General features: G+C 64.2%; 15 protein-coding genes. 7 read left to right on the top strand and 8 right to left on the bottom strand.

All coding sequences use genetic code 11. The features are described from left to right. Positions 1-14: 14 nt before the first annotated feature. The 5 genes from PHO31112_RS18225 to PHO31112_RS18205 all read left to right on the top strand — a co-directional run bounded on the left by PHO31112_RS18225 (position 15) and on the right by PHO31112_RS18205 (position 5,730). Positions 15-1,199, top strand: a complete 1,185-nt coding sequence (locus PHO31112_RS18225; RefSeq protein ID WP_150621769.1) for an ABC transporter ATP-binding protein — start codon at positions 15-17, stop codon at positions 1,197-1,199. A gap of 1 nt (position 1,200) precedes the next feature. Next, positions 1,201-2,247, top strand: a complete 1,047-nt coding sequence (locus tag PHO31112_RS18220; RefSeq protein WP_150621768.1) for an ABC transporter substrate-binding protein — start codon at positions 1,201-1,203, stop codon at positions 2,245-2,247. Positions 2,248-2,272: 25 nt separating this feature from the next. Continuing rightward, on the top strand, positions 2,273-3,523 hold the full coding sequence (locus tag PHO31112_RS18215) for an ABC transporter permease (protein ID WP_150621767.1): 1,251 nt from the start codon (positions 2,273-2,275) through the stop codon (positions 3,521-3,523). Positions 3,524-3,550: 27 nt separating this feature from the next. Then, positions 3,551-4,378: an ABC transporter permease gene (locus PHO31112_RS18210; RefSeq protein WP_150621766.1), complete on the top strand. Its 828-nt coding sequence runs from the start codon at positions 3,551-3,553 to the stop codon at positions 4,376-4,378. Between the two features lie 92 nt (positions 4,379-4,470). Further along, entirely contained in the window at positions 4,471-5,730 is a 1,260-nt protein-coding gene (locus PHO31112_RS18205) for an NAD(P)/FAD-dependent oxidoreductase (protein WP_150621765.1), read from the top strand. Positions 5,731-5,801: 71 nt separating this feature from the next. Here the strand turns inward: PHO31112_RS18205 and PHO31112_RS18200 are convergent, their stop codons facing one another. From PHO31112_RS18200 to bcsB, 8 genes are all read right to left on the bottom strand, one after another. Further along, the gene (locus PHO31112_RS18200) at positions 5,802-6,737 is read right to left on the bottom strand and encodes a universal stress protein (RefSeq protein ID WP_150621764.1); all 936 of its coding nucleotides are present in this window, start codon (positions 6,735-6,737) and stop codon (positions 5,802-5,804) included. 47 nt (positions 6,738-6,784) lie between these two features. Next, the gene (locus PHO31112_RS18195) at positions 6,785-7,783 is read right to left on the bottom strand and encodes an aldo/keto reductase (RefSeq protein WP_150621763.1); all 999 of its coding nucleotides are present in this window, start codon (positions 7,781-7,783) and stop codon (positions 6,785-6,787) included. Positions 7,784-7,903: 120 nt separating this feature from the next. Further along, the gene (bcsG, locus tag PHO31112_RS18190) at positions 7,904-9,547 is read right to left on the bottom strand and encodes a cellulose biosynthesis protein BcsG (protein ID WP_150621762.1); all 1,644 of its coding nucleotides are present in this window, start codon (positions 9,545-9,547) and stop codon (positions 7,904-7,906) included. A gap of 94 nt (positions 9,548-9,641) precedes the next feature. After that, entirely contained in the window at positions 9,642-12,299 is a 2,658-nt protein-coding gene (gene bcsA / locus PHO31112_RS18185; RefSeq protein ID WP_150621761.1) for a UDP-forming cellulose synthase catalytic subunit, read from the bottom strand. Next, positions 12,296-13,069, bottom strand: coding sequence for a cellulose synthase operon protein YhjQ/BcsQ (locus PHO31112_RS18180; RefSeq protein WP_150621760.1), 774 nt, complete (start codon positions 13,067-13,069; stop codon positions 12,296-12,298). Before PHO31112_RS18180 ends, bcsA begins: the two co-directional genes overlap by 4 nt. Before the next feature lie 77 nt (positions 13,070-13,146). Next, positions 13,147-17,004: a cellulose synthase subunit BcsC-related outer membrane protein gene (locus PHO31112_RS18175; RefSeq protein WP_174995776.1), complete on the bottom strand. Its 3,858-nt coding sequence runs from the start codon at positions 17,002-17,004 to the stop codon at positions 13,147-13,149. After that, positions 16,989-18,224: a cellulose synthase complex periplasmic endoglucanase BcsZ gene (gene bcsZ / locus PHO31112_RS18170; RefSeq protein WP_174995775.1), complete on the bottom strand. Its 1,236-nt coding sequence runs from the start codon at positions 18,222-18,224 to the stop codon at positions 16,989-16,991. The genes PHO31112_RS18175 and bcsZ overlap by 16 nt, the downstream gene beginning before the upstream one ends. Further along, positions 18,225-20,585: a cellulose biosynthesis cyclic di-GMP-binding regulatory protein BcsB gene (bcsB, locus tag PHO31112_RS18165; protein ID WP_150621758.1), complete on the bottom strand. Its 2,361-nt coding sequence runs from the start codon at positions 20,583-20,585 to the stop codon at positions 18,225-18,227. It abuts the gene before it with no gap. Between the two features lie 289 nt (positions 20,586-20,874). On the opposite strand from bcsB, the gene PHO31112_RS18160 reads away from it, so the two are divergent. Both PHO31112_RS18160 and PHO31112_RS18155 read left to right on the top strand, forming a co-directional pair. Continuing rightward, a complete protein-coding gene (locus PHO31112_RS18160) occupies positions 20,875-21,141 on the top strand; it encodes a hypothetical protein (RefSeq protein ID WP_150621757.1) in 267 nt (88 codons plus the stop codon). 6 nt (positions 21,142-21,147) lie between these two features. After that, positions 21,148-21,798: an HAD-IB family hydrolase gene (locus PHO31112_RS18155; RefSeq protein WP_150621756.1), complete on the top strand. Its 651-nt coding sequence runs from the start codon at positions 21,148-21,150 to the stop codon at positions 21,796-21,798. The last annotated feature ends 10 nt before the right edge of the window (positions 21,799-21,808 follow it).

Below are 21,808 nucleotides of genomic sequence, written 5' to 3'. Positions count from 1 at the left end.
AGGACGCAATCACGATGTCGAATCCATCCTTCATTTCGTTCTCGGGCGTGAGCAAGTCGTATGACGGCGTGCAATGCGTTGTCGACGACCTGAACCTCGATGTGCGCAAGGGAGAGTTCTTGTCGCTACTCGGCCCTTCCGGGTCGGGCAAGACGACCACGCTTATGATGCTCGCGGGCTTCGAGTCGCCCACCCACGGCGAGATTCGCCTGGACGGCAAGCGTCTGGACGACAAGCCACCGCATCGCCGCGACATCGGCATGGTGTTTCAGAACTACGCCCTGTTCCCGCATCTCACGATTGCGCAGAACGTCGCCTTTCCGCTCTCCGTCAGGCGCGTAAGCCGTGCCGAACAGGACGTCCGGGTCAAACGCGCCCTGGACATGATCGAGCTGTCGCACCTGGCCAATCGCCGCCCTGCGCAACTCTCCGGCGGGCAGCAACAGCGCGTAGCGCTCGCGCGTGCGCTGGTGTTCGAGCCGAGCGTCGTACTGATGGACGAGCCGCTCGGCGCGCTCGACAAGCGACTTCGCGAGACGATGCAATACGAAATCATGCGGCTGCATCGGGAACTGTCGCTCACCATCGTCTACGTGACCCACGATCAGGCCGAAGCGCTGACGATGTCGGATCGCGTGGCCGTGTTCTCCGACGGACGCATTCAGCAAGCTGCACCGCCGAGCGAACTCTACGAGAACGCGCAGAACGCATTCGTCGCGAATTTCGTCGGAGAGAACAACGGATTGACTGGCCATGTCGTGAGCGTTCACGAAGGTTGGGCGACACTTGCGCTGTCGGACGGCAGCATGATTCGCGGCCGCTGCGAGCAAGGGCTGAGCGCCGGTGACGATGCGATGCTCGCGCTGCGCCCCGAACGCGCCCACATCCCTGGGGCGGACGGTCTGCCGAACGGCGACCAACAGAACAACGTCGTACGGGCACGCGTCGACGAGATCGTGTATTGCGGCGATCACCATCGCGTGCATCTCACGCTCGGCTCGCACGACGCCATCGTCGTGAAAGTCCCCAACACGCAGCGTCATGCACTGCCCAGTGCCGGCGACACCATTGACGTCGCCTGGCGTCATGACGACTGCAAGATTCTCGCCGCCTGCGCGCCGCGCACGGCGCAAACGATCCATTCTTCCAACGCGCCTTCCCCGTCCCTCATCTTGACCGCACCTGCAGGAGCCAATTGACATGCGCACTCCCATCAAAACTCATTGCGCCGCCTTCGCCGTACTCGCGTTCGCGGCCGTTACATCGCACGCAGCGGAAACGCTCAGTGTGGTGACTTTCGGCGGCGCCTTCGAAGCGGCAGCGAAGAAGGCCTGGTTCGAGCCGTTCACGCAAGCCACCGGCGTGACGTTCGCGACGGAATCGTACGATGGCGGCTTGGCCAAACTCTCGGCGATGGAGCAGGCGAAGAACACCACATGGGATCTGATCGACCTCGAAACCAACGACGCGATCACGGCCTGCGACGAAGGGTTGCTCAAGAAATTCGACAAAAAATCGCTCGGCAAGACCAGCGACTTCATCCCCGGCTCGATCAGCGAGTGTGCGGTCGCGAGCATGGTGTGGTCCACCATCTATGCGTACGACACCAGCAAGCTGAAAACCGCACCGAGCACCGTCAACGACTTCTTCGATTTGCAGAAATTCCCGGGCAAGCGCGGGCTGCGCAAGTCGCCCAAGGTCACGATGGAGTGGGCGTTGATCGCCGATGGTGTCGATCCGAAGGACGTGTACAAAGTACTTGCCACGCCCGCCGGTGTGGACCGTGCGTTCAAGAAGCTCGACACGATCAAGAAGAACATCGTGTGGTGGGAGTCCGGCGCGCAGGCACCGCAATTGCTCGCCGATGGTGCGGTTGTGATGGTGCAGGCCTATAACGGCCGCATCGACGATGCCGCGAAGAAGGACAAGAAACCGTTCAAGGCAGTGTGGGACGCGCAGGTCTACGACTTCGAATGGTGGGGCGTGCCGGCCGGCGCAAAGCATGCCGACACCGCCGCGAAATTCATCGTCTCGGCGTCGCAGCCGAAGGCGTCGGCGGATCTGTCGAAGTACATCGCCTATGCGCCGCCGCGCAAGGATGCCGTGGCGTTGGTCGACAAGCAGCGTCTGGCCGATATGCCGACTGCGCCGGAGAACTTCAAGCGCGCCGTGCAGATCAACGCGAGCTTCTGGGCCGACAACGCCGACGCCATCAACAAGCGTTTCCAGGTCTGGCTTACGCAATAACGGCTAACAGCACGAGATGACCGATATGCCCGCATCGATTCACGCCACGTCACACGCGCCGGCAAGCGCCGAAGGACTCGCCGCTTACCGGCGCGTGCAACGGCGCGCGTCGATGCGGGCGCTGATGCTCGCGTTGCCGTTGATCGTATTTCTGCTCTCGACGTTCATCGCGCCCATTGCGCTGCTGCTCGCCAGGAGTGTGCAGAATCGGGAAATCGCCGACGGGATGCCGCAGCTCGCCCGTGCGCTCGACGCGTGGGACGGCAGCGGCGTACCGGGCGAGGCGACGTTTGCCCAGCTCGCCGCCGGCCTGAAACAAGCACACGAAAGCGGGCAGCTCGGTACCATTGCACGACGCATGAACTTCGCGCAGCCGGAGTTTCGCAGCCTGCTCATGCGCACCGCTCGCGCCGTCGGCGGCGATGCGCCGCCGGCATGGAAGCCCGCGCTGATCGAGATCGACGAGCGCTGGGGCGCGCCAGAGACGTGGCGCTTGCTCAAGCGTGCCGCCACCTCGCCCACACCGGACTATCTGCTCGCCGGCATGGATGCGCAGGTCACGTCGCAAGGGGTCATCGCCGCGTTGCCCGAGAACGCCTCGGTGTATCGCGCGGCGTTCGTGCGCACGATTTCCATCAGCGCCACCGTAACACTGCTGTGCCTCGTCCTCGGCTATCCGGTCGCGTGGCTGCTGGCGAATCTCCCCGAGAAGCAAAGCAATCGGCTGATGCTGTTCGTCATCGTTCCGTTCTGGACATCGCTACTGGTCCGCACGACTGCGTGGTACGTCTTGCTGCAACCCGGCGGTGTCATCAACAGCCTGTTGTCGAGCCTGGGCATCACCACGCATCCCGTGCCGCTGATCTTCAACCGTACCGGCGTGCTGATCGGCATGACCCATGTGCTGCTGCCCTACATGATTCTCGCGATCTATTCGGTAATGAAGAGCGTGCCATCCGTTTATATGCGTGCGGCGAAATCGCTTGGGGCGCATCCGTTTACAGCGTTCGTGCGGGTGTACATTCCACAGACCCTGCCAGGGGTAGGCGCCGGGTGTTTTCTCGTCTTCGTGCTTGCGCTTGGCTACTACATCACGCCCTCGCTGCTCGGTGGCGCGGGCGACGAGATGATCAGCCAACTCATCGCCATGCAGACCAATACGCAACTCAACTGGGGACTCGCGGGCGCGCTCTCGGCGTATCTCGTGATCTTCACGGCGGTCTTCTACTTCATCTTCAACCGCATCGTCGGCATCGACCGGCTGCGCTTCGGTTGATTCGCTCGCGACATAGGAGACAAGCCCATGCCGGACAAACGCAATACCGTACTGACGGAACGTGTGGCGTCGCGCTGGGTGCGCCTGCATACCGCGCTCACGCTGTTCTTCCTGATTGCGCCGATTCTCGCGATCGTCCCGCTCTCGTTCAACGCCGGTTCGTATTTCTCTTATCCATTGACCGGCTTCTCGATGCGCTGGTACCAGCAGGCGCTGACCAGCCCCGACTGGCAACGAGCCCTGCTCAACAGCCTCGGTATCGGCGCGGCGTCGACCTTAATTGCGACGTGTCTGGGCACGCTCGCGGCGCTTGGCCTGAGCCGTTCGCAGTTCCCGTTGCGCTCGGTCATCATGCCGATCATCATCTCGCCGATGATCGTGCCCATCGTGGTCGTGGCGGCGGGCTTCTATCTGATCTTCGCGCCGCTCGGACTCGTGAATTCCTACCCCGGCGTGATTCTTGCCCATGCGGCGTTGGGCACGCCATTCGTCGTCATCACGGTGACGGCCTCGCTGCTGTCGTTCGACGAGAGCCTTCTGCGCGCGGCCTCGGGCCTCGGCGCCGCGCCATGGGTCACGTTCCGGCGCGTGACGCTGCCGCTCATCACACCTGCGGTCGCCACCGGCAGCGTGTTCGCATTCGCCACGTCGTTCGACGAGGTCATCGTGATCCTCTTCATCGGCGGGCCAGACCAGAAGACCGTGCCGCGCCAGATGTGGAGCGGTATCCGGGACGCCATCGATCCGTCCATCCTCGCCGTCGCCACCATGTTGATCGTGTTCGCGGTGCTGCTGTTCGCGAGCATCAACTGGCTGCGAGGACGGGCCACAGCGGCGAGTCATGCGATGAACTGATGCGATGGTCTGGCCAACGTCAGCCACAGCGTGAACGCCACGCGGGCGCCGATGCATTACACTGACGGCCAAATTCTCTCGCTTTCATCCTCATGTCCGAAGCTACTTCCACGACTGTCATTCTCGGCGCGGGTCAGGCCGGCGGCGAAACCGCCCTCGCATTGCGTCAACTCGGTTACACCGGCCGCATCGTGCTCGCCGGCAGCGAAACGCATCTGCCCTATCGCCGCCCGCCGCTCTCGAAGGCCTTTCTGGCCGGTCAGGCCGATGAAGCCAGCCTGCTGATCCGTCCGGCCGATGCCTGGGAGAAGGCCGAAATCGACGTGCGCCTCGGGGTGACGGCCACGGCCATCGACCGCGCGGCACGCACTGTCACGTTCGACGACGGCCAGACGCTGAGCTACGACCATCTGGTGCTGGCCCTCGGCGGCCGTGTGCGCCCGCTGCCCATCCCGGGCGGCGACGCGCCGAACGTCTATTACCTGCGCAACATTGCCGATGCACAGCGTCTGCGCGAAGCCCTCGCACCGGGGAAGCGCGTGGTCGTGGTCGGTGGCGGTTATATCGGTCTGGAAGTGGCGGCAAGCGCTGTCAAGGCAGGCGCCAGCGTGACGGTGCTCGAAGCGGCGCCGCGCCTGCTGGCGCGCGTGGCGGAAGCCGATCTCGCCGGGTTCTTTGCGACGCTGCACCGCGAGAACGGTGTGGACGTGCAGGTCGGTGTCGGTGTGACGGCGCTGGAGCAGGACGCCGCCGGTCAGGTTGTCGCCGTCGTGGCCGGCGATAAACATCTGCCGGCAGACGTCGTGGTCGTCGGCATCGGTCTGATCCCGAACGCCGAACTTGCCCAGGCAGCCGGTCTGGCGGTCGAGAACGGCATCGTCGTGGACGAATTCGCACGCACGAGCGATCCGGCCATTCTGGCGGTGGGCGATTGCGCGCATCACGAACACCCGGCGCTGGGCCGTCGTATCCGTCTGGAGTCGGTGCCGAGCGCCAGCGAAATGGCCAAGGTGGCCGCGAGCGTGGTGCATGGCGACACGCCGAAGGCTGTCGCGACCGCACCGTGGTTCTGGTCCGATCAGTTCAACGCGAAGCTGCAGATGGTCGGCATGACCGAAGGCCACGACGCCGTGGTGGAGCGCCGCTTGCCCGACGCGCAAGGGGCGGCGGTCTTCATGCTGTTCTATCTGCGTGAGGGCGCCGTCGTGGCCGCTGCGAGCATCAACCGTGCACAGGAGTTTCTTGCGGCGCGCGAACTCGTCGGCCGCCGCGCGGTGATCGATCCGGCCCGTCTGGCCGACGCCGCCACGCCACTCAAGACGCTGCTCGCCGAACTCGGCCCGGCGAGTTGAGGGAGAACACGCTCATCTGACATGACGCACGGTGGGCGTGGTTGCCCAGCGTGCGCCGCTGGCAGCCGCGCTCACTCCACCGGCGCATGCGCAGGCAGCAGCAATACCGGACGGCCTGCGTGGCGAGCCGTATCTTCCGCCACGCTGCCTAGCGTGAAGCGGCGGAAGCCGCGCCGCCCGTGTGTGCCGAGCACGATGACATCGACGTCGGCATCCTTGCCGGCGGCGATGATCTGGTCGGCGACGCCCTCGCCCACCGGTTGAATCTCCCGCATTTCGATCTCACCCGGTACCCCGGCCTCGTGCAATCGCTGCTTCGCCCAGCTTCGCACTTGTTCCCCCACGGCACGCACCGCATCGAGCACCGGCCTCGGGTCGAAGTCTGCGAGAAACGGCCCCGGCAGATCCAGGACATGCACAACGCGTAACGACGCCCCGTGCGTACGGGCAAGCGACAGCGCATATTCGAACGCACGGCGCGACGTTTCACTATCGTCCAGGGCGACAAGTATCCGCTCGTAGTGCCCGCCCGAGCGCAAGGGCATATGCGGTCGCGCCTCGCCCGCCACCAGCATCACCGGCACCTCTGCGCTGCGCAGAATCTGCTCGGCAATGCTGCCCAGCATGACACGACGCACGCCGCTACGGCCATGCGTGCCAACGATGACGATGTCCGCCCCCCACTCGTTGGCCTCGCGCGTCATGGCCTCGGGAACCGTCTCCCCGGTGGTGCGCAAATCGAGCAGGTGCGCCTGCGCATCGAACCCCTCGTCACGTAGATACAGCACCGCCCGCGCGAGATCCTCCTCCCCCTCGCGCTGCATGTCACGGCGCACTTGCTCCAGATCGATGAACTTGCCGAAGGCCGACGTCAACAGATTGACGGGGTCTTCCACCGTATGAATAACGCGGATCGCGTCGCCGTTGCGTGCGAAGGCCGCGCTCTCTCGCAGCGCGCGGCGCGAAGATTCGCTACCGTCGGTTGCCACCAGAATGCGTTTTGTCATGATCCGCCTCGTTTGATGAGTCGAAAGAACAACTGGGCGTGCGGCGCTTATCGGGCCGCATCACCCCAGCGATAGGCATGCGACGCTTCGTCGAGCTTCACCTTGAGGTCCGGGTCGAGCGTGTAATCGATAGTCCCCAGCGTCTCCGTGAGTTGTTCGACGCGGCTCGCGCCGATGATGGCCGACGTCACGACGGGATTCGCGAGTACCCATGCGAGCGACAGACGCGTCAACGACTCGCCGGCGTCCTTCGCAATGCCCTTGAGCGTCTCGATGGTCTCGAACTCGCGCTCGTGCCAATAGCGCTGTTGGTACATCGCCCCGGCTTTGCCGACCGTCGCGGTAGTGAAGCGCCCTTCGCTCGGTGCGGCGTCGTGCCGGTACTTGCCGGTCAGCAATCCGCCGGCGAGCGGGTTGTAGGGGATGACGGCCAGCCCTTCTTCGTTGGCGAGAGGCAACAGCTCGCGCTCGATCTGGCGGAACAGGAGGTTATAGCGCGGCTGCACCGACACGAAACGCGCCAGGCGCAGCACGTCGGCACGGCCCAGCGCCCGGGCGAGGCGGTACGCGAGGTAGTTCGACACACCGATATAGCGGGCCTTGCCCGACTTCACGATGGTATCGAGCGCTTCGAGCGTCTCGTCGATCGGCGTATCGGTGTCGTCGGAATGCAGTTGATAGAGGTCGACGTAGTCAGTACCCAAACGGTTCAGCGAGGCGTCGATAGCTGCCAGCAGGTGTTTGCGCGACGCACCCTTGTCCCACGGCGACGACCCCATCTGGCCGCACGCTTTGGTGGCAACGATGAACTTGTCGCGACGCCCCTTGAGCCAGCGGCCAACGATTTCTTCGGTGCGCCCGGCGAGCGACGTATCGGCACCGAGCGGATAGACGTCGGCGATATCGATGAAATTGACGCCTGCGTCCGACGTGTGGTCGAGAATCGCGTGGCTCGCGGCTTCTTCGGTCTGGAGACCGAATGTCATGGTACCCAGGCACAGGCGGGAAACGCTCAGGCCGGTGCGGCCGAATTTCGTGTATTGCACGGTAACTCCCGGAATGTTCGAATCAGGCAATATCAAGCGGCGATACAAAACTGCACTGCCCGCATGCGCGAGCGGGACATACAGTATGCGCGATTCCGGAGAAAAACGTGAGCGTGCGCGTTACTCCATCGACCTGAGGTCCAGCCAGACGCCATCTGCACCGCGAATGAGCACCTTGCCGCCGTACTTCATGACGGTTGTCTGCTCGTTGGCAGACACAAAGGCCGTTTGCGGCAGATCGTTTGCATACTGCGCCAGATCCGGCGTCCCCGCGAACGGGTTGTTCGCGACAAGATGCGAGACAAGCGTCATCAACGCCAGATAGCTCGTAGGCGTGGAAATCGTGACAGGCTTGCCGCGCGCCGCCGTCGCATCGTTGCCGAAGCCCACGAGCTTGACCCCGACCGGCACGTGCGTGATCCCGGGCAGTGGAATCTCGCGCATACCGGAGACTTGCAGCTTGCTGCCACGCAGCGCAGCCCCATGTTCCGGCACGAACACCACGACGGCCTTGCGGCCCGACTTCGCAATAGTGTCGATGAACTGATTGAAGTCGTCGAGCATCGCTTTGGCCCGTATCGGATAGCTTTGCGCACTGGTAAGCGTCGAGCCTTCGAGACGGTTGCCGTCGTGCAGCGAGATCGTGTTGTAGTAGAGCGCCACGCGCTTGTCCGGCATGGTGGTGCGCTGCTTCCACCACGATTGCAGCACATCGCCGTCCGATCGGATCGGGGTTTCGTCGAATGAGCGCATGACAACACGGGCGTGCGTATTGTCAAACGGCGCAATGCCCCCGACGTTGTAGTTCTGCTGCACTTCTCGCATGAAGTTGTCGAAGTGCCCGTCGTGGTTCATCGCGAGCGCCGGCGTGAAGCCAATAGTCTTCAGATTGCTCATCACATAGCACTGCGAACCGGCAGGATCGTACAGCGCCTTGTGCGTTGGCTGACCGCAGTCGGCGCGCAGCACGCGAATGGCCGCCGGGCCGCTGTAGCTCGCCGCCGAGTTGAAGTTCTTAAAGACGAAGTCGAAGCGCGAGAGCAACGGCTGGTTGGCGAGATCGTCGACATCGAGGTCGTCCTGCGAGAGCGAGCAGATGTGCAGAAAAATGATGTCGAAGTCGGGGCCTGCCCCAGCCTGTGCCGGTACCGAGACGGAGCGCGTCAGTTCGCGCGCGTAGAAGCTGTTGAGTGCCGCATCCGGATTTGCGCCCAGCGGCACCTCTGCGTTACCCGCCACGAATTCGCCGGCACCCGCTGCCGCACTTCCCTCACCGGTGGCGCCAGATGCAGTCCCCGCCATGACGGCCGTCGTACCGCCCTGTGCAGCCACCACCGGAGAGACCGACACCAATGTCCCGACACGCAATACACCCGGCACGATCAGGAGCGCGAGCAGCACGAACGTCGTCACGCGCACCCAACGGTTCACGATCCAATACGCGAGCACCATGATCGCCAGCAACAACCAGTCGCGCGCTGGAACAAAGCGTCCGAGCAGTTCGGCGATGTACGAGACGCGGAATTGCAGCAGCGCGGGCAACTGTTCGACGAAGCGGGCGAATGGCGGCAGGTTCGAATCGTAGTAAAGCAATGCCACCCCCGCCGGGATAGCGATCACCTGCCGCGCGATGCGCGCCCAGCGTGGACGCAGCCGAATCGTGAGCAACAGCGCGAAGACGAAGTTCGGCAGCACATGAAAGCCGATGATGCCCGCCCACAGCAGCAACAGCTTCAGAATGAAATAGAGGTTCCAGATACCCATCGTATGGTTCCTTGGCGCCGGTTTCGTCCGGCTCACGTTTCGTCCGTTTCCGAGCAACTGCTTTCCTGCGTTGCTGCATGCCGTCCGAACTGCCTCACGTCTGACGCACACCCCGCAGACGATTCTGCCAACGCGTCACGAGCTTGTTCAGCAGGTAGCTCGCCAGCATCTGATAGCCGCGCAGGCCCATCGCCAGCATTTCGAAGAGCGCCTTGATCGGCTCGTCCCGTGTGCGCTCGGCATCCCAGTCGCGCCACGCGTCGGCGCGGCCGAACGTGAATTGCACGAGATGCTTGTCCTGCTCTTCGGTGAGCGGCAGGAACGAGAGAAACAGGTCCTGTCCTCGCCCGCCGACCACGCTCACCGGAAAGCCGTACTCGTTCACGCCACGCGCCAGTGCCACCTGCGCTTCGGTGCCCACGGTCAGATCGATCGGCACGGGCATTCGCAGCGCCAGCCCCCCTCCCGAGAAGTCGCGTGTGTGGCACGCCATCGTGCGGCCATCCGGCAGGTATAGCGTGGCGGGCATGCGCATCGACACCCGGTGAGTGCGGCGTACCTGCTTCACTTCGGTCGCCACGGCCACGGCAGCGCCCAGAACCGCGAGGTTGAACGTCGTCCATCCCAAATTGAAGACCAACGCTCCCGTCTCGTGAGACGGGTCGTAGAAATAGCGCAATACGCCCGCCACGAACCCCAGCAAATTGACGCTGAGCAATACGAGATACGGCTTCGAAATGCTCCAGTCGAAGAAGCTTTGCTGAATCAGACCGCCCTTGGTCGTCACATTGAACTTGCCGTAACGCGGGTTGATGAACGCCAGCGTCGTAGGTAGTGCCACATACCATGCGAGCACGGCCTCATACACATCCGACCAGAACGAATGCCGGTATTTTCCCTGGATACGTGAGTTGGCGATGTTCGCGTGCGCGATATGCGGCAACACGTAAGCGCAGATACTGAGTGCAGCCGCTTGCACGATGTGCAACCCGAAAAAGAGATAACACATCGGCGCGAGCAGGAAAATAATGCGCGGAATGCCATAGAGAAAGTGAAGCATGGCGCTGGCGTAGCAGAGGCGCTGGCCGAGGCGCAGACCGCCGCCAAAGATCGGGTTGTCGACACGGAAGATCTGTGTCATACCGCGCGCCCACCGAATGCGCTGCCTCACATGGCCGGAGAGCGACTCGGTGGCCAGACCGGCCGCCTGCACCACTTTCAGGTACACGCTGTTCCAACCGCGGCGGTGCATCTTCAGCGCGGTGTGCGCGTCTTCCGTCACCGTTTCGATTGCGACGCCGCCGACTTCCTCGAGCGCCGTGCGACGCAACACCGCACACGATCCGCAGAAAAATGCGGCGTTCCACAGGTCATTGCCGTCCTGCACGATCCCGTAGAACAGGCGCCCTTCATTGGGTACTGCCCCACGCGTGGCAAGGTTGCGTTCGAACGGATCGTCGGAAAAGAAGTGATGCGGCGTTTGCACGAGCGAGCAGCGCTCGTCCTTGAGGAATGCTCCCATCGTCGTTTGCAGAAACGAGCGCACGGGGATGTGATCGCAGTCGAAAATGGCAATGAATTCGCCCTGAGTCTTGCCTAGCGCATGGTTGATGTTGCCCGCCTTGGCATGCCGGTTGTCGGGGCGGGTCATGTAGTGCACCCCCGCTAGGTCGGCAAATTCGCGCATGAAGTCGCGCCGCCCATCGTCGAGCAAGTAAATGTTGAGCTTCTCGGATGGCCAGTCGATTCCGCTAGCGGCGTAGACGGACGGCCGCACCACTTCGAGCGCCTCGTTGAATGTCGGAATATAGATATCGACGGTCGGCCATTGGCTCGTATCCGGCGGCAGCGGCGTGATGGGACGACGCAACGGCCAAACCGTCTGAACATACCCGAGCAGCAGAATCAGCCATGTGTAGACTTCGGCTGCGACAAGCGTATAACCGGCCACCGCTTCGGCCACGCTGTCAAACCCCAACGACTGAGTGAGACGCCACCACACATAACGGATCGTTGAAATCAGCGACAAGCCGATCAGCACGAGCACGGAATATTGGCTGTCGAGGCGCCGGAACACCAGCGCCAGCGTGAGCGTGCAAATCGAGAACAGCAGTTGCTCGAAGGGATCAAACGGTGTCGTCACGATCCAGAACACGCCGATCAGCCCGAGCAGCGCGACGATCGCCGATGTCACACGCCACTGCACCGCGCGCTCAAGGTGCGTATCGAATCGGTGGGCGAGCTGTGCAGATGTGCCGGGCGGGATGCCAAAGAATGCCAGCACCACCCACGACCGCACACGGTCGGAGTACTTCCGAAACGCCAGCCATGCCGTGTAAGGCGGAAACGCCGGGCGACGGTCGGCCCGGCGCCACGCCAGCGCACTCACGATCTGCCCGAAACTCGCATCGGCCGGGGCGTCGATCCGATGCATAGCACGTTCGTTGATCCACGCCAGCAGACGTCCCGGATAGTCGGGCCGTCCTGGGCGTGCAGGTTGAAACACAAGGCGTAGCCACCAGTCGCGCCATTGGTCGAGCTGACGGACATCGAGCCGCGCTGCCAACAGCGCCACTGCATGGTCGCCAGTTCGCGAGATCCACAGCCGATGACGCGGCGAACGCACCGTCGCGGCGAGCACCCACTGCAGCACGCCTGGAGGGCGCCTGCCGGGTCTACGCGGCAACTCGAAACGCACGACCAGCATCTCGCGACCCAACCGGTGAAGAGAGCGCAACGCGTCGCGGATCATTTTCCGCCCCTTCCTGCTCGGTTCGACACCTCGTCCGGGGTGGTGGCGCGCAGCAGCCACGCGGCCAAACGCGCGAAATCGAGGGCCGCCTGCGAGCCGAACCCGGCGTTTGCCAGTGTCTGACCGTTCGCCGCCATCGTGCTGATCGCCTCGTCGCGATGAATGCGCAGCGGCACGACGGCCTCGCCCGCGCGCGCCTGCATCAGGTGCAGAAGATCGTTGTTGAACGAGGAATTGGCGGCGGCCAGATTCGGCACCATCTGCACGCGGCCCGCACAAGCCGCGATCAGATCCGGCTGCGTGACATAGCCTGTGGTTGTCACGGGCACGATACCCAGTATCAGATCGGCGGCCGCCACCGCCGCTTGCGCCGCCATGTCGGGCAAGCGTTGTGTGTCGATGAGCACCCGTGTGCCCGGCGCCAACCCGAGTGCACCAAGCTGACGACGCAAACCTCCGGTGTCTTGCTGCAACCACTGGCCGAGCGCGGCGAGCGTTGCCGGGGCGGTGCGGCCTGCGGGCAGCAACGGCACGCCGGCGGGCGTCTCGCACAATACGCTGTGCCAACTGTCCGGCGCAACGCCCGGCGACAGTACGCCTTTGCCACACGCCTCGCGCAGCCCGAGCACCGAGCCGATGCTGTTCTGTGCGTCGAGTTCGAGCACCACGACCGGATGCGAGGCGTGCGCAAATTGCGCGGCCAAATGGGCCGTGACGGTGCTGCGGCCTGCGCCACCGGCACTGGAGACAACGGCGATGAGCGTCAGCATGTGCCCTCCCCGGTGGCGTCCTCGGACGCACGTGAAACGGCAATGGTCAGAATGGAATCGAGGCGAGCGCGCATGGGTCAGTAGCTCCAGATCGGGCGTACCGGCGAAGGCGGCATCGGTACCTCACCGCGGCGCGCGTCGAAGTGATAACGCATGTAGACGAGGAAGCGATTCGGCGCGTAGTAGTCAGAGCGCTCGAACTGCACCTGCGCGCCGACGACCCACTGGCGATCGACCCAGTATTCCGCGCGTCCAAGCACCGAGAAGCCGACCCCGAAGCCGCCGCCCGAACCGTACGTCAGGTTCCCGCTGGCCGCTTGCAGCGCCCCGTCTGTCGGGAAGTACGACATCGACTTCTCCTGACTCTGCGAGAACGACACCGAGCCACGTAAATAGTACGACCAGCGTTGCATGCGTCCGTACCATTCCAGTGGCAGCGTCAGCGAGACATAGGTCTGCGGGCTGTAGTATCCGCCGTGTCCGTACGTGTAAAAGCGCTCGTTCTGCGCAAAGCTGTCGAAGAACAGCGTGAGGCCGGTGTTCAGGCGCATGTCACGCTTGTAGATGAGTGGCAGATCGACACCGGCGCGCGCCGACACCTCCGAGTTGTTCAGGACATTCTCGCCCGTGAGCCGCGCCACACTGGCTTGTGCGAACACCCCCCACTTCGCGAAATCGCGTGACGCGTGGAACGTAATGGCGTCGCGCCGCACGCCCCCCCATTTGCCGTCGCCGAATATCTCGGGTAACGGCAGATACGCCCCGGCATAAGACACCATGCTACCGATCATCGGCCGGCGCGACGCGTCGACCCAGTAGTTGTAGCGTCCGAGGTTGCCGAACAGGCGCACGCCACCAGTCACGTAGGAGATGGGGAAGCCGATGGGCGTATGGCCGATATCCGCCCGAATCCAGTCGTTCTCATACCCGAGCATGAGCGCCTGTCCGTGCGCCTTCTGGCGCTTCGTGCCGTAGTCGCCCGCCACACCGGGATTCGCCGTCCGGAACGCCGGCACATTGAGCAATGGCAGCGTGCCAAACGCCGACGTGCCGTTCAGCGGCAAGTCCCCAGAGTCGGCGTTGACGTAATCCGTCTGCGCGAACACATGGCCGTCGTAACCGATCGCGTATTGGCCGTACAGGGGCACGGCGCGCGCGTTGAACATCGAGATGCCGCCGTCACCCTTCTTCTGATCGATTTCGTATCCTGCCGCCACATAGCTGTTGCGACGCGACGCCAGAGCGTCGATGGCCGACTCGGCCGACGTCATGCCGTCATAGCCCGGCAGCGCGCCTTGCACGATCTCTTCCTTGCGCGCCTGGTCGTACCATCCCTTCGCCTCGTTGTAGTGGCGCTGGGATTGCGCAATGCGACCGCGCTGCACCGTCACTGCCGAGGTATCGGGAAACTGGGCGCGCAGCTTGTCGTTGAGGGCGATGGCTTCGTCGAAGCGATCCATCGCGGTGAGCCGTCGCACGGCCGCGAGCTGAGTCCAGACGTCATCCGGCGCAGCCTCGGCCAACGCGCGATCGAGTTCGCGGTTGGCGGCCTCATCGTCTTGCATCTCGTAGAGCACGCGCACGAGCGACAGGCGTGCATCCTGATCGTTCGGGTCCTGACGGATTTGTGCTTCGGCGATCTTGCGCGCGTCGTCGTAACGGCGTTCGTCGAAATAGATGTCGCCCAGTGTCGACAGCGCGCGCTTGTCAGGCGGTTGACGCGAGAGCAACGGATCGAGCTTGTCGCGTGCCGTCTTGAAGTCACCCAGCGCCCGCGCCCGGTCGGCCTGACGCAACGCCAACCGATCCTGCAAATCCCGCCATTCGTCGCGCTGATCCGCGCCGAGCGTCGCGGGATCGACGCCGGCGAGGAAGGTCCCCAGTTCGGCATCGCGCTCGGTCGTATTGAGCAATTCCGCGTAGCGCAGTTGCGCGTCGGGCTGCGGCTTGTCTCGATGCGCGGCGAGCCAGTCGCGCATGAGTGCGAGACCCTGCTCCGGCTGCCCGGCCAACACGCGCGCACGCGCCACCTCACCGATCAGTTCCGGATCGTCGCCCGCCATCGCCAACGCTTCGCGATAGCGTTGTTCGCTCAGTGCGTCGTCACCTGCGGCATGCGCTTCACGGGCCAGACGGGCCGTGTGGCGAATCGCAAGCGTCGTTCGCATGCGCTGGATCGACGGTGTGACATTGGCCGCCGGAATCTGCGCGAGCGAGGTCCGCGCCCCGGCTTCGTCGTCGATCACGTTGAGGTAAACGGCCTGGGCGTACAGCATCTGCGCGCGGTCGTCGGGCTCGAGTGGCTGGCGCAGGCCATCGGCCATCACGTCGCGGCCGATCTGCGGCAGTCGCAGCTTCCGGTAGAGACTCGCGAGCGAATAGCGTGTCCACGCATTGCCCGGATCGAGCGCGACGGCACGCTCGAGCGCCGCGAGCGCCGGACCATTGTGGCCTTCGGCCATCTCGCGCTCGGCGTCGCCTGACAACGCGGCAGCCTCGGCCTTGTCGAAGCGAGCCTTGTCTTGCGGGAAGCGCCGGCGCAGGTCGCCGAGCAAGCTCGCTAACTCCGTGCGGCGCTGCTGACGCGAGTACAGGGTCATCATGCCGCGCAGGGCCGTGTCGTTATCCGGCGCGATCTTGAGTGCTTGCTGGAAGAGCCGCTCGGCGTCGCCGTCGCGCTTATCGTCAAGCGCAATGGCGCCCAGCAGGGCCAGCCCGTCGGGATTACGCGGATCGCTGGCCAGGGCGCTTCGTACGAGCCTGTCGGCCTCATCGAGACGGCCGGCGTCGCGGGCGGCGCGCGCGTCGGACATCGCGCCCCAGAACTGCGATGTCCGCAGCAGGCTACGCCACTTGCCGGCATTGCCCGGGTCCTTGCGCAAGGCCTGTGCGAACAATTCCTGCGCCCCCTTGTGATCGCCCTGCCGCATCTTCACAAGCCCCAGCGAGCCCGCCAGTTCGCCGTCGTTAGGTCGCTTGGCGCGTGCTGCGTCGAGCGACTTCTCGGCGTCGCCCAGCCGCCCCTGATCGAGCGCCCGAATACCGGCCTGCCTCGCCTTGTACGTGGGATCGTCCAGCATACGCGCGCGGGCGGTTTGCTGCGCATTCAGCTTGTCGTAAGCCGCGCGGATCTCGGCGTCGTTTGGCGCGAGCGCGAGGTAGCGTTGATACAGGGGTAACCACGCGAGATTGCCGTCCGCCTTGGACAGCCCCTTCTGCCACAGCGACAGCAACGCGTTCATGTCCGCATCAGGACGCGCCGCGAGTTCGGCCACCATGCGCGTGCCAGCAAGGCGGCTCGCCGGCCGGTCGATCATCATTTCGGCCAACGATTGTGAAGCGCGCGTATTTTCCGGCGACGCCTTCGCCAGATTCGCCAGCCCTTGTTGCGCAGCCGGCCAGCCGTTGGTGGCATTCGCCTGCGCCCGGAAGTACTCGACGCCGAGATCGCCACTGGGCGGGCCATCGGGAAACAGTGCCTTGTATTCGGCAAAGGCGGCATCGGCCTGCCCGCTGCGTTGAAGCAGACGAGCGCGCGCGATACGAGGCTTGTCGACAGTATTGATGCGGATCACGTCGGCCAGCGCTTTCGTCGCCAGGGCGTTCGGATAGCGCGCGCGCAGTGTCTGCAATGCCTTGTTCGCCTGCTGCGGATGATTCTCCTCAATCTCGATCTGACCGAGCAGCGAGAGCGCGTCGGGCTGGTCCGGTTGCACGAGCAACGCCTTTTCCAGCGCGGAGCGGGCGAGATCGTTGCGATAACGTGCGTGCCAGAGGGTCGCGCTCGAGAGCAGATTACGCACGTCTCGACTGGGCGCCACGGCGTCGGCCTCGTTGTCACCGGCGTTCGGCGCGGGGGCCGCACGCACATGTTCCCCACCCGCAGCCATGAGCAGGCAAGTCACGCAGGCGGAGCGAATCAGCGTGTGGCGCAAGCCGCCTCCCATGGCACTTGCAACGTGCCGTTGGCGGCGAAACGGAAGCGCCCGTCCCGCCAGCCCAGACCGAACAGCGAGAGTACCGAGTTGTAGTAGACCGGCGCCGATTGCGCATCGAGAGAACGGGCACGCACGACTTGCGCTTGCGCCAGCGTCGTATCCCCCACGGCCTGAAGCAGCGGGACCAGCGCCGCCGAAAATCCCGAACCGCCGTCCTGTCTGGCGGCGCCGTCACGCGTATTGACCCGCTCGGGCGGGGCGCCGTGGGTCGCCACGTACTTCAACATGCCGTCGAAAGTGTGCCTGAGCGCGCGAAAATCCGCGCTGTCGGGGGCGAGCATGCCCGCCCAGAGGTACACACGAATCGCGTTGTAACTGCCCTCGCCCTGCGTCTCGGGATCGATCTCGAACCCACGGCCGGCGCGGTACATCGCCCATTCGGGGGCGAACCCAAGCGGCGGCGCCGTCAGCGTGATCTGCTTGAGCGACGATGGAATGAGTTGTTCCCACCCGCTCTCCGGAAAGAGGCCAGCCAGGCACCGCACCACTTGCATCGGTACGTAACTGGGGTTGAGCCGCCACAGATCCTTGGCCGGATGAAAACCGACCGGGGCCGGGAGTAACGTGCGGCCAAGTCCCGGGACGAAATCGCTCTCCTCCGACGCGATGCGTCGTGCAACGAGCGCGCCGAGCGCGGTGTAGCGCCGCACCGTCCATAACCGTCCCGCCTCGCCCAGCGCGTAAGCGATCCACATATCGGCGTCGCTTGCCGGGTTGCTGTCGAGTACGCCCCACTGGCCGTCGTCCTTCTTGCCCCAGAGCCATGCCGGGAGACGGGCGGTCAGATCGCCCTGCGCCAGACTGTTGATCGTCCAGTCGAGCACTTTGTCGAACGTGGCCCGATCGTTGGCAATCAGCGCAAAGATCAACGCGTAGGCCTGGCCTTCGGATACCGTGCGCTGGTCGTTCGTGCTGTGATCGACCACGCGTCCGTCGTCACTCAGGAAACCCGCCTTGAAACGCGTCCAGTCGGGCCAGTCGACAGGAGCGCACGTACGGCCGCCGCCCGCTGCGCGAAGGGGCGCCAGGGGCGCTGGATTCGCCGGCGCACCATGCACCCGTCGCGTCACACTGGCGAGCATCGACACCGTACTGCACGCGGCGAGGGCGCGCAACACGGCACGACGGCGCCGGCCGTAAGCATCGGCGCGTTCCATTCACTGCTCCAGACGACGCGACGCGCGGCGCTGCAACCAGCCAAAGCACTTGAGCGCAATCGCGAAGGCCGCGAGCAACGCAACCAGCCCGACCAGAATCGGGTGGCTCGAGAGGTGATAGCGAATGCGGGTCCACCAGCTCACGTCGCCGACAAAGTACGTCTGCCCCAACCGGTACGACTCGACTCGCTCGCCGTTGACCACCGCCAGATCGCCGTGAATCGCTTCGCGCCGGGTGCTGTCGTCAATGGCATCGACCACGCTGAGCAGGGTATCGTCGCTCGACGCATTGATCGCGACCACCGAACGCGAGGGGCTCACGGGCGATTCGAAGCCGACAAGTGCCGCGAGCGGACCTTGCGACAGCGCGTCCATGCGTGCCGGGCCGACGCGGCTTGCCGCGAATGCCGAGCCCATCGCGCCATCCCCCCGATAGCTTTGCGGCTGCGTCGTCAGCACGCGGCGGGTCTTGTCGATGATCAGCGGCAGATTCTTGCCCCACTTGACCAGAAGGTCGGCGGCGTCCTTGCCGCCGATCACCAGCAGATCGCGGTCCTTGAAGCGGTCCGTTTGCGTCGTGTCGAGCACCTCGAAGCGGTCGGCATAGGTGCCGGTCGAGCGGCCGAACTGGCCGAGCGCCGAAAACGCCGTTTCGAGTTCCGCCGTGTCGGGTGTCTTAGACATGACAATGGCAGTCTGCGCAAGATCGGCGTACTTCGTGAACGGGAAGCCGCTGCCGACGAAGAAGCTCAGATTCGGCATCTCGGCGTAGTGCGGCAAAGCGCTGAAGTCGATGGTCGAGTCCGCGTCGATGGCCGAGTGTGCGGCGTTCGTGATCGTCTGGCTACACATCCCTTCCTTGTGCGGCTCCATCGCGAACTGGAACGACAGCGCATTGCGCGCTGCTACCTGGAAGGCGGGGATACGCACCTCCCTACGGTCGGCCGTTGTGCCGTCGGCGAGCAACTCCACAAGCGTGTGGCTCTTGTCGGTACTCGCCCCGGCCGGGCGCAAACGATACGCCCGCACGAACTGATCGTTGATCGTCACGCTCATCGACGAATCGTCAGTTTTGACCGGCGGCGTGTAGCGGTACTTCAGATCCATCGGCACGCCGGCGTTCTGCCACGTAAGTAAGTCCGCCGGCAGATTGAGCTGAATGCGAATCGGCCACGGCATATAGCCGTTCGCCTGGAGATCGCTCGGATTGTCGACCAGTTCACCGAACGTGACGGGACGATCGGTGCGCACCCAGCGCGGTGCGTCGTAGGCCGGGCGCGGAGGCAACGGCTCGAGCGCATCGATGCGTGTCGTTTCCCCCGACAGCGCAGCGCGGCCCGAGACAAGCGCCAGGACCGCCGTCTCCAGATCCTTGGCGTCGCGCCCCTGAACGACCAGCAGCTTGAGCGACGAATCATTCGGATTCGTCATCATGCGCAGCGTCGGCGCGTCGACCTTGGCGAGATTGAGCCCCTGCGGCAACGTGTCGTTCGTGGCGAACACAATGGCGTGTTTCGACGGCAGCGTATTTACGCTGACCGGGAAGCGCGTACGGCGATAGTCGCCAATAGCCCCCGCCCATGTCGCCACCACTCCGGCCGCGTGCACTACCGCAGGCGACGGAGGTGCGCCGAAGACAAAAGGCACCGACTGATCGCGGTTATCGTGCCGATCGAAGAACGGTGTGGGCAGCGTTGCCAGATCGTTGCGCAGTGGGAGCGGCTGAGTACTCGTGACAATCTCGCTCTGCGGACTGACATCCATCCACAGGCTGGAGTGCATCGGGTCCTCGCACTCCATCGTGTAATGGCCGATGAATACGAGACGGACACGGTTGAAGCCCGAGAGCAGGCGCGGATCAAGCGGAATCTCTTGCACCAGATTCTTGCCGCCGTCCTGCTTGCTGAACGGCAACGCGGCGATCAGCTCCTCGTTCAGATACACCTTGAGTTGCGAGAGATTGGGGATCAGAGCGGGCGAATAGGTGTAGCGTAGCCGCAGCAACGCCGAGGCGACGGTCTGATCGAGCCGGACTCCGAAATTAACATCGCCCGCGCCTTCCGTGCCACGCAGGCGCAGGCCGTTCGTCTGCCCCAGTTGAGCAAACGTGACCGTACGCTGACGGGTGCCGGGCGGTGATGACGTAAGCGCAACGGTACTGCCGCCCGTCTCTGGCGAGGCGGTGGCGCCGAACGCCGTGTCCGGCACGGCAGCGGCGGCCGATGGCGCCGGAGCCTTACCCGTTCCGCCTCCCGCTGGTGCCGCTCCCGCAAGCCTGACACCGGGGTCCATCGCTGCAATCATTAGCAGGCAGATGGCTGTGACCTTCGTGTAACGCGACCAAGACGCTTGAAGCTGCATATGCGATGCCTCATCTGTCCTTGTGCTGCATTATCACCATCTCCACACGAGCCTTGCCTGATCGACCCGACGCTTCACCACGTCGTTATCACGCAATCCTAAGATCGCCGGGGTCCGGCAGGACAACTCATCTCGAAATGGCACGTCTTGCCATGCTAGCTTGCTTAAGTACAAGTGATCAAGCTGGCATTAGCGCCCATGTGTCGCGAGACAGGTACAGCGACCGGCCGGCCGGTCAGCACGGCAATTGAATTGCGGTGGGCGAGGCGCACCGTATAGAATGCCCGGCATGAGCCTGAACGAACCTTCGTCCCCCAACACCAAGGCGACCATCACGTCCGCGCCGGAAGCGGCTGACGCGATGATCGAACATCGGTATCCATCGGACATCGACCGTCTGCGTGAAACCGTCGGCACCGATGTGCTGCCGTTCTATCGCGACGAACAGGCGATTGTTGCCGGCCGGCAGGCGAGTGAACGCTGGCCGCATCTCGTGGCCGTCGCCGACTCGCGCAGCACGACGCCGGCATCATCGCCCGTGCCGGACAAGCGTTGACGCTGCATGCAAGACGCGTCCATCATCGCCGCCTTCGACTTCGACGGGACGATTTCCACCACCGACAGTCTGCGCGTGTTTGTGCGTGACACGGTCGGCACACCGCGTTTCGTGGCAGGCGCCGTGCTCGCGTCGCCATGGCTGATCGGCGCCGCATTGCGTCTCGTCGACAGAGGCACTGCCAAGGCGGCGTTCCTGCGGGCGTCACTCGGTATGCGCACCCGGGCACAACTCGAAGACGATGCCCAACGGTTCATCACTCGGCGCCTACCCAGTCTGCTGCGCCCCGAGATGCTTGCGCGCCTGCGGCAGCACCGGGCGATGGGACACCGCGTCGTGCTGGTCAGTGCCTCACCGGGCTTGTACCTTCGCCCTTGGGCCGCCTCCGTCGGGTTCGATGCCGTACTAAGCACCGAACTCGCGTTCGACGATCAGGCGCGCTTCTCTGGGCAATTCGCGCAGCCGAATTGCTGGGGGCCCGAAAAATTGCGACGCCTCGAAGCGTGGTGGACGACTTGTCCGCCGCGCGTGCTCTTCGCTTACGGCGACAGCCGGGGCGACAAAGAAATGGCCGAGCGCGCCGATCACGCCTGGATTCGCGGCCAAGGCAAACTCATGCCGCTGATGGATACAGACACGCCAGAGCGCGCGTCCTGACGACGGAGCG

The organism is Pandoraea horticolens (assembly GCF_902459555.1).
In the GTDB taxonomy this organism is placed as follows: Bacteria; Pseudomonadota; Gammaproteobacteria; order Burkholderiales; family Burkholderiaceae; genus Pandoraea; species Pandoraea horticolens.
The sequence above is the reverse complement of the archived record's forward strand: the minus strand, read 5'-3'. Positions and strand labels throughout refer to the sequence as shown.

Excerpts from the sequence above, each read along its gene's own strand:
- PHO31112_RS18210 (WP_150621766.1), top strand. The coding sequence starts at position 3,551 with ATGCCGGACAAACGCAATACCGTACTGACGGAACGTGTGGCGTCGCGC.
- bcsA (WP_150621761.1), bottom strand. The coding sequence starts at position 12,299 with ATGATCCGCGACGCGTTGCGCTCTCTTCACCGGTTGGGTCGCGAGATG.
- PHO31112_RS18205 (WP_150621765.1), top strand. The coding sequence starts at position 4,471 with ATGTCCGAAGCTACTTCCACGACTGTCATTCTCGGCGCGGGTCAGGCC.
- bcsG (WP_150621762.1), bottom strand. The coding sequence starts at position 9,547 with ATGGGTATCTGGAACCTCTATTTCATTCTGAAGCTGTTGCTGCTGTGG.
- bcsB (WP_150621758.1), bottom strand. The coding sequence starts at position 20,585 with ATGCAGCTTCAAGCGTCTTGGTCGCGTTACACGAAGGTCACAGCCATC.
- PHO31112_RS18155 (WP_150621756.1), top strand. The coding sequence starts at position 21,148 with ATGCAAGACGCGTCCATCATCGCCGCCTTCGACTTCGACGGGACGATT.
- PHO31112_RS18180 (WP_150621760.1), bottom strand. The coding sequence starts at position 13,069 with ATGCTGACGCTCATCGCCGTTGTCTCCAGTGCCGGTGGCGCAGGCCGC.
- PHO31112_RS18200 (WP_150621764.1), bottom strand. The coding sequence starts at position 6,737 with ATGACAAAACGCATTCTGGTGGCAACCGACGGTAGCGAATCTTCGCGC.
- bcsZ (WP_174995775.1), bottom strand. The coding sequence starts at position 18,224 with ATGGAACGCGCCGATGCTTACGGCCGGCGCCGTCGTGCCGTGTTGCGC.
- PHO31112_RS18215 (WP_150621767.1), top strand. The coding sequence starts at position 2,273 with ATGCCCGCATCGATTCACGCCACGTCACACGCGCCGGCAAGCGCCGAA.
- PHO31112_RS18220 (WP_150621768.1), top strand. The coding sequence starts at position 1,201 with ATGCGCACTCCCATCAAAACTCATTGCGCCGCCTTCGCCGTACTCGCG.
- PHO31112_RS18225 (WP_150621769.1), top strand. The coding sequence starts at position 15 with ATGTCGAATCCATCCTTCATTTCGTTCTCGGGCGTGAGCAAGTCGTAT.
- PHO31112_RS18160 (WP_150621757.1), top strand. The coding sequence starts at position 20,875 with ATGAGCCTGAACGAACCTTCGTCCCCCAACACCAAGGCGACCATCACG.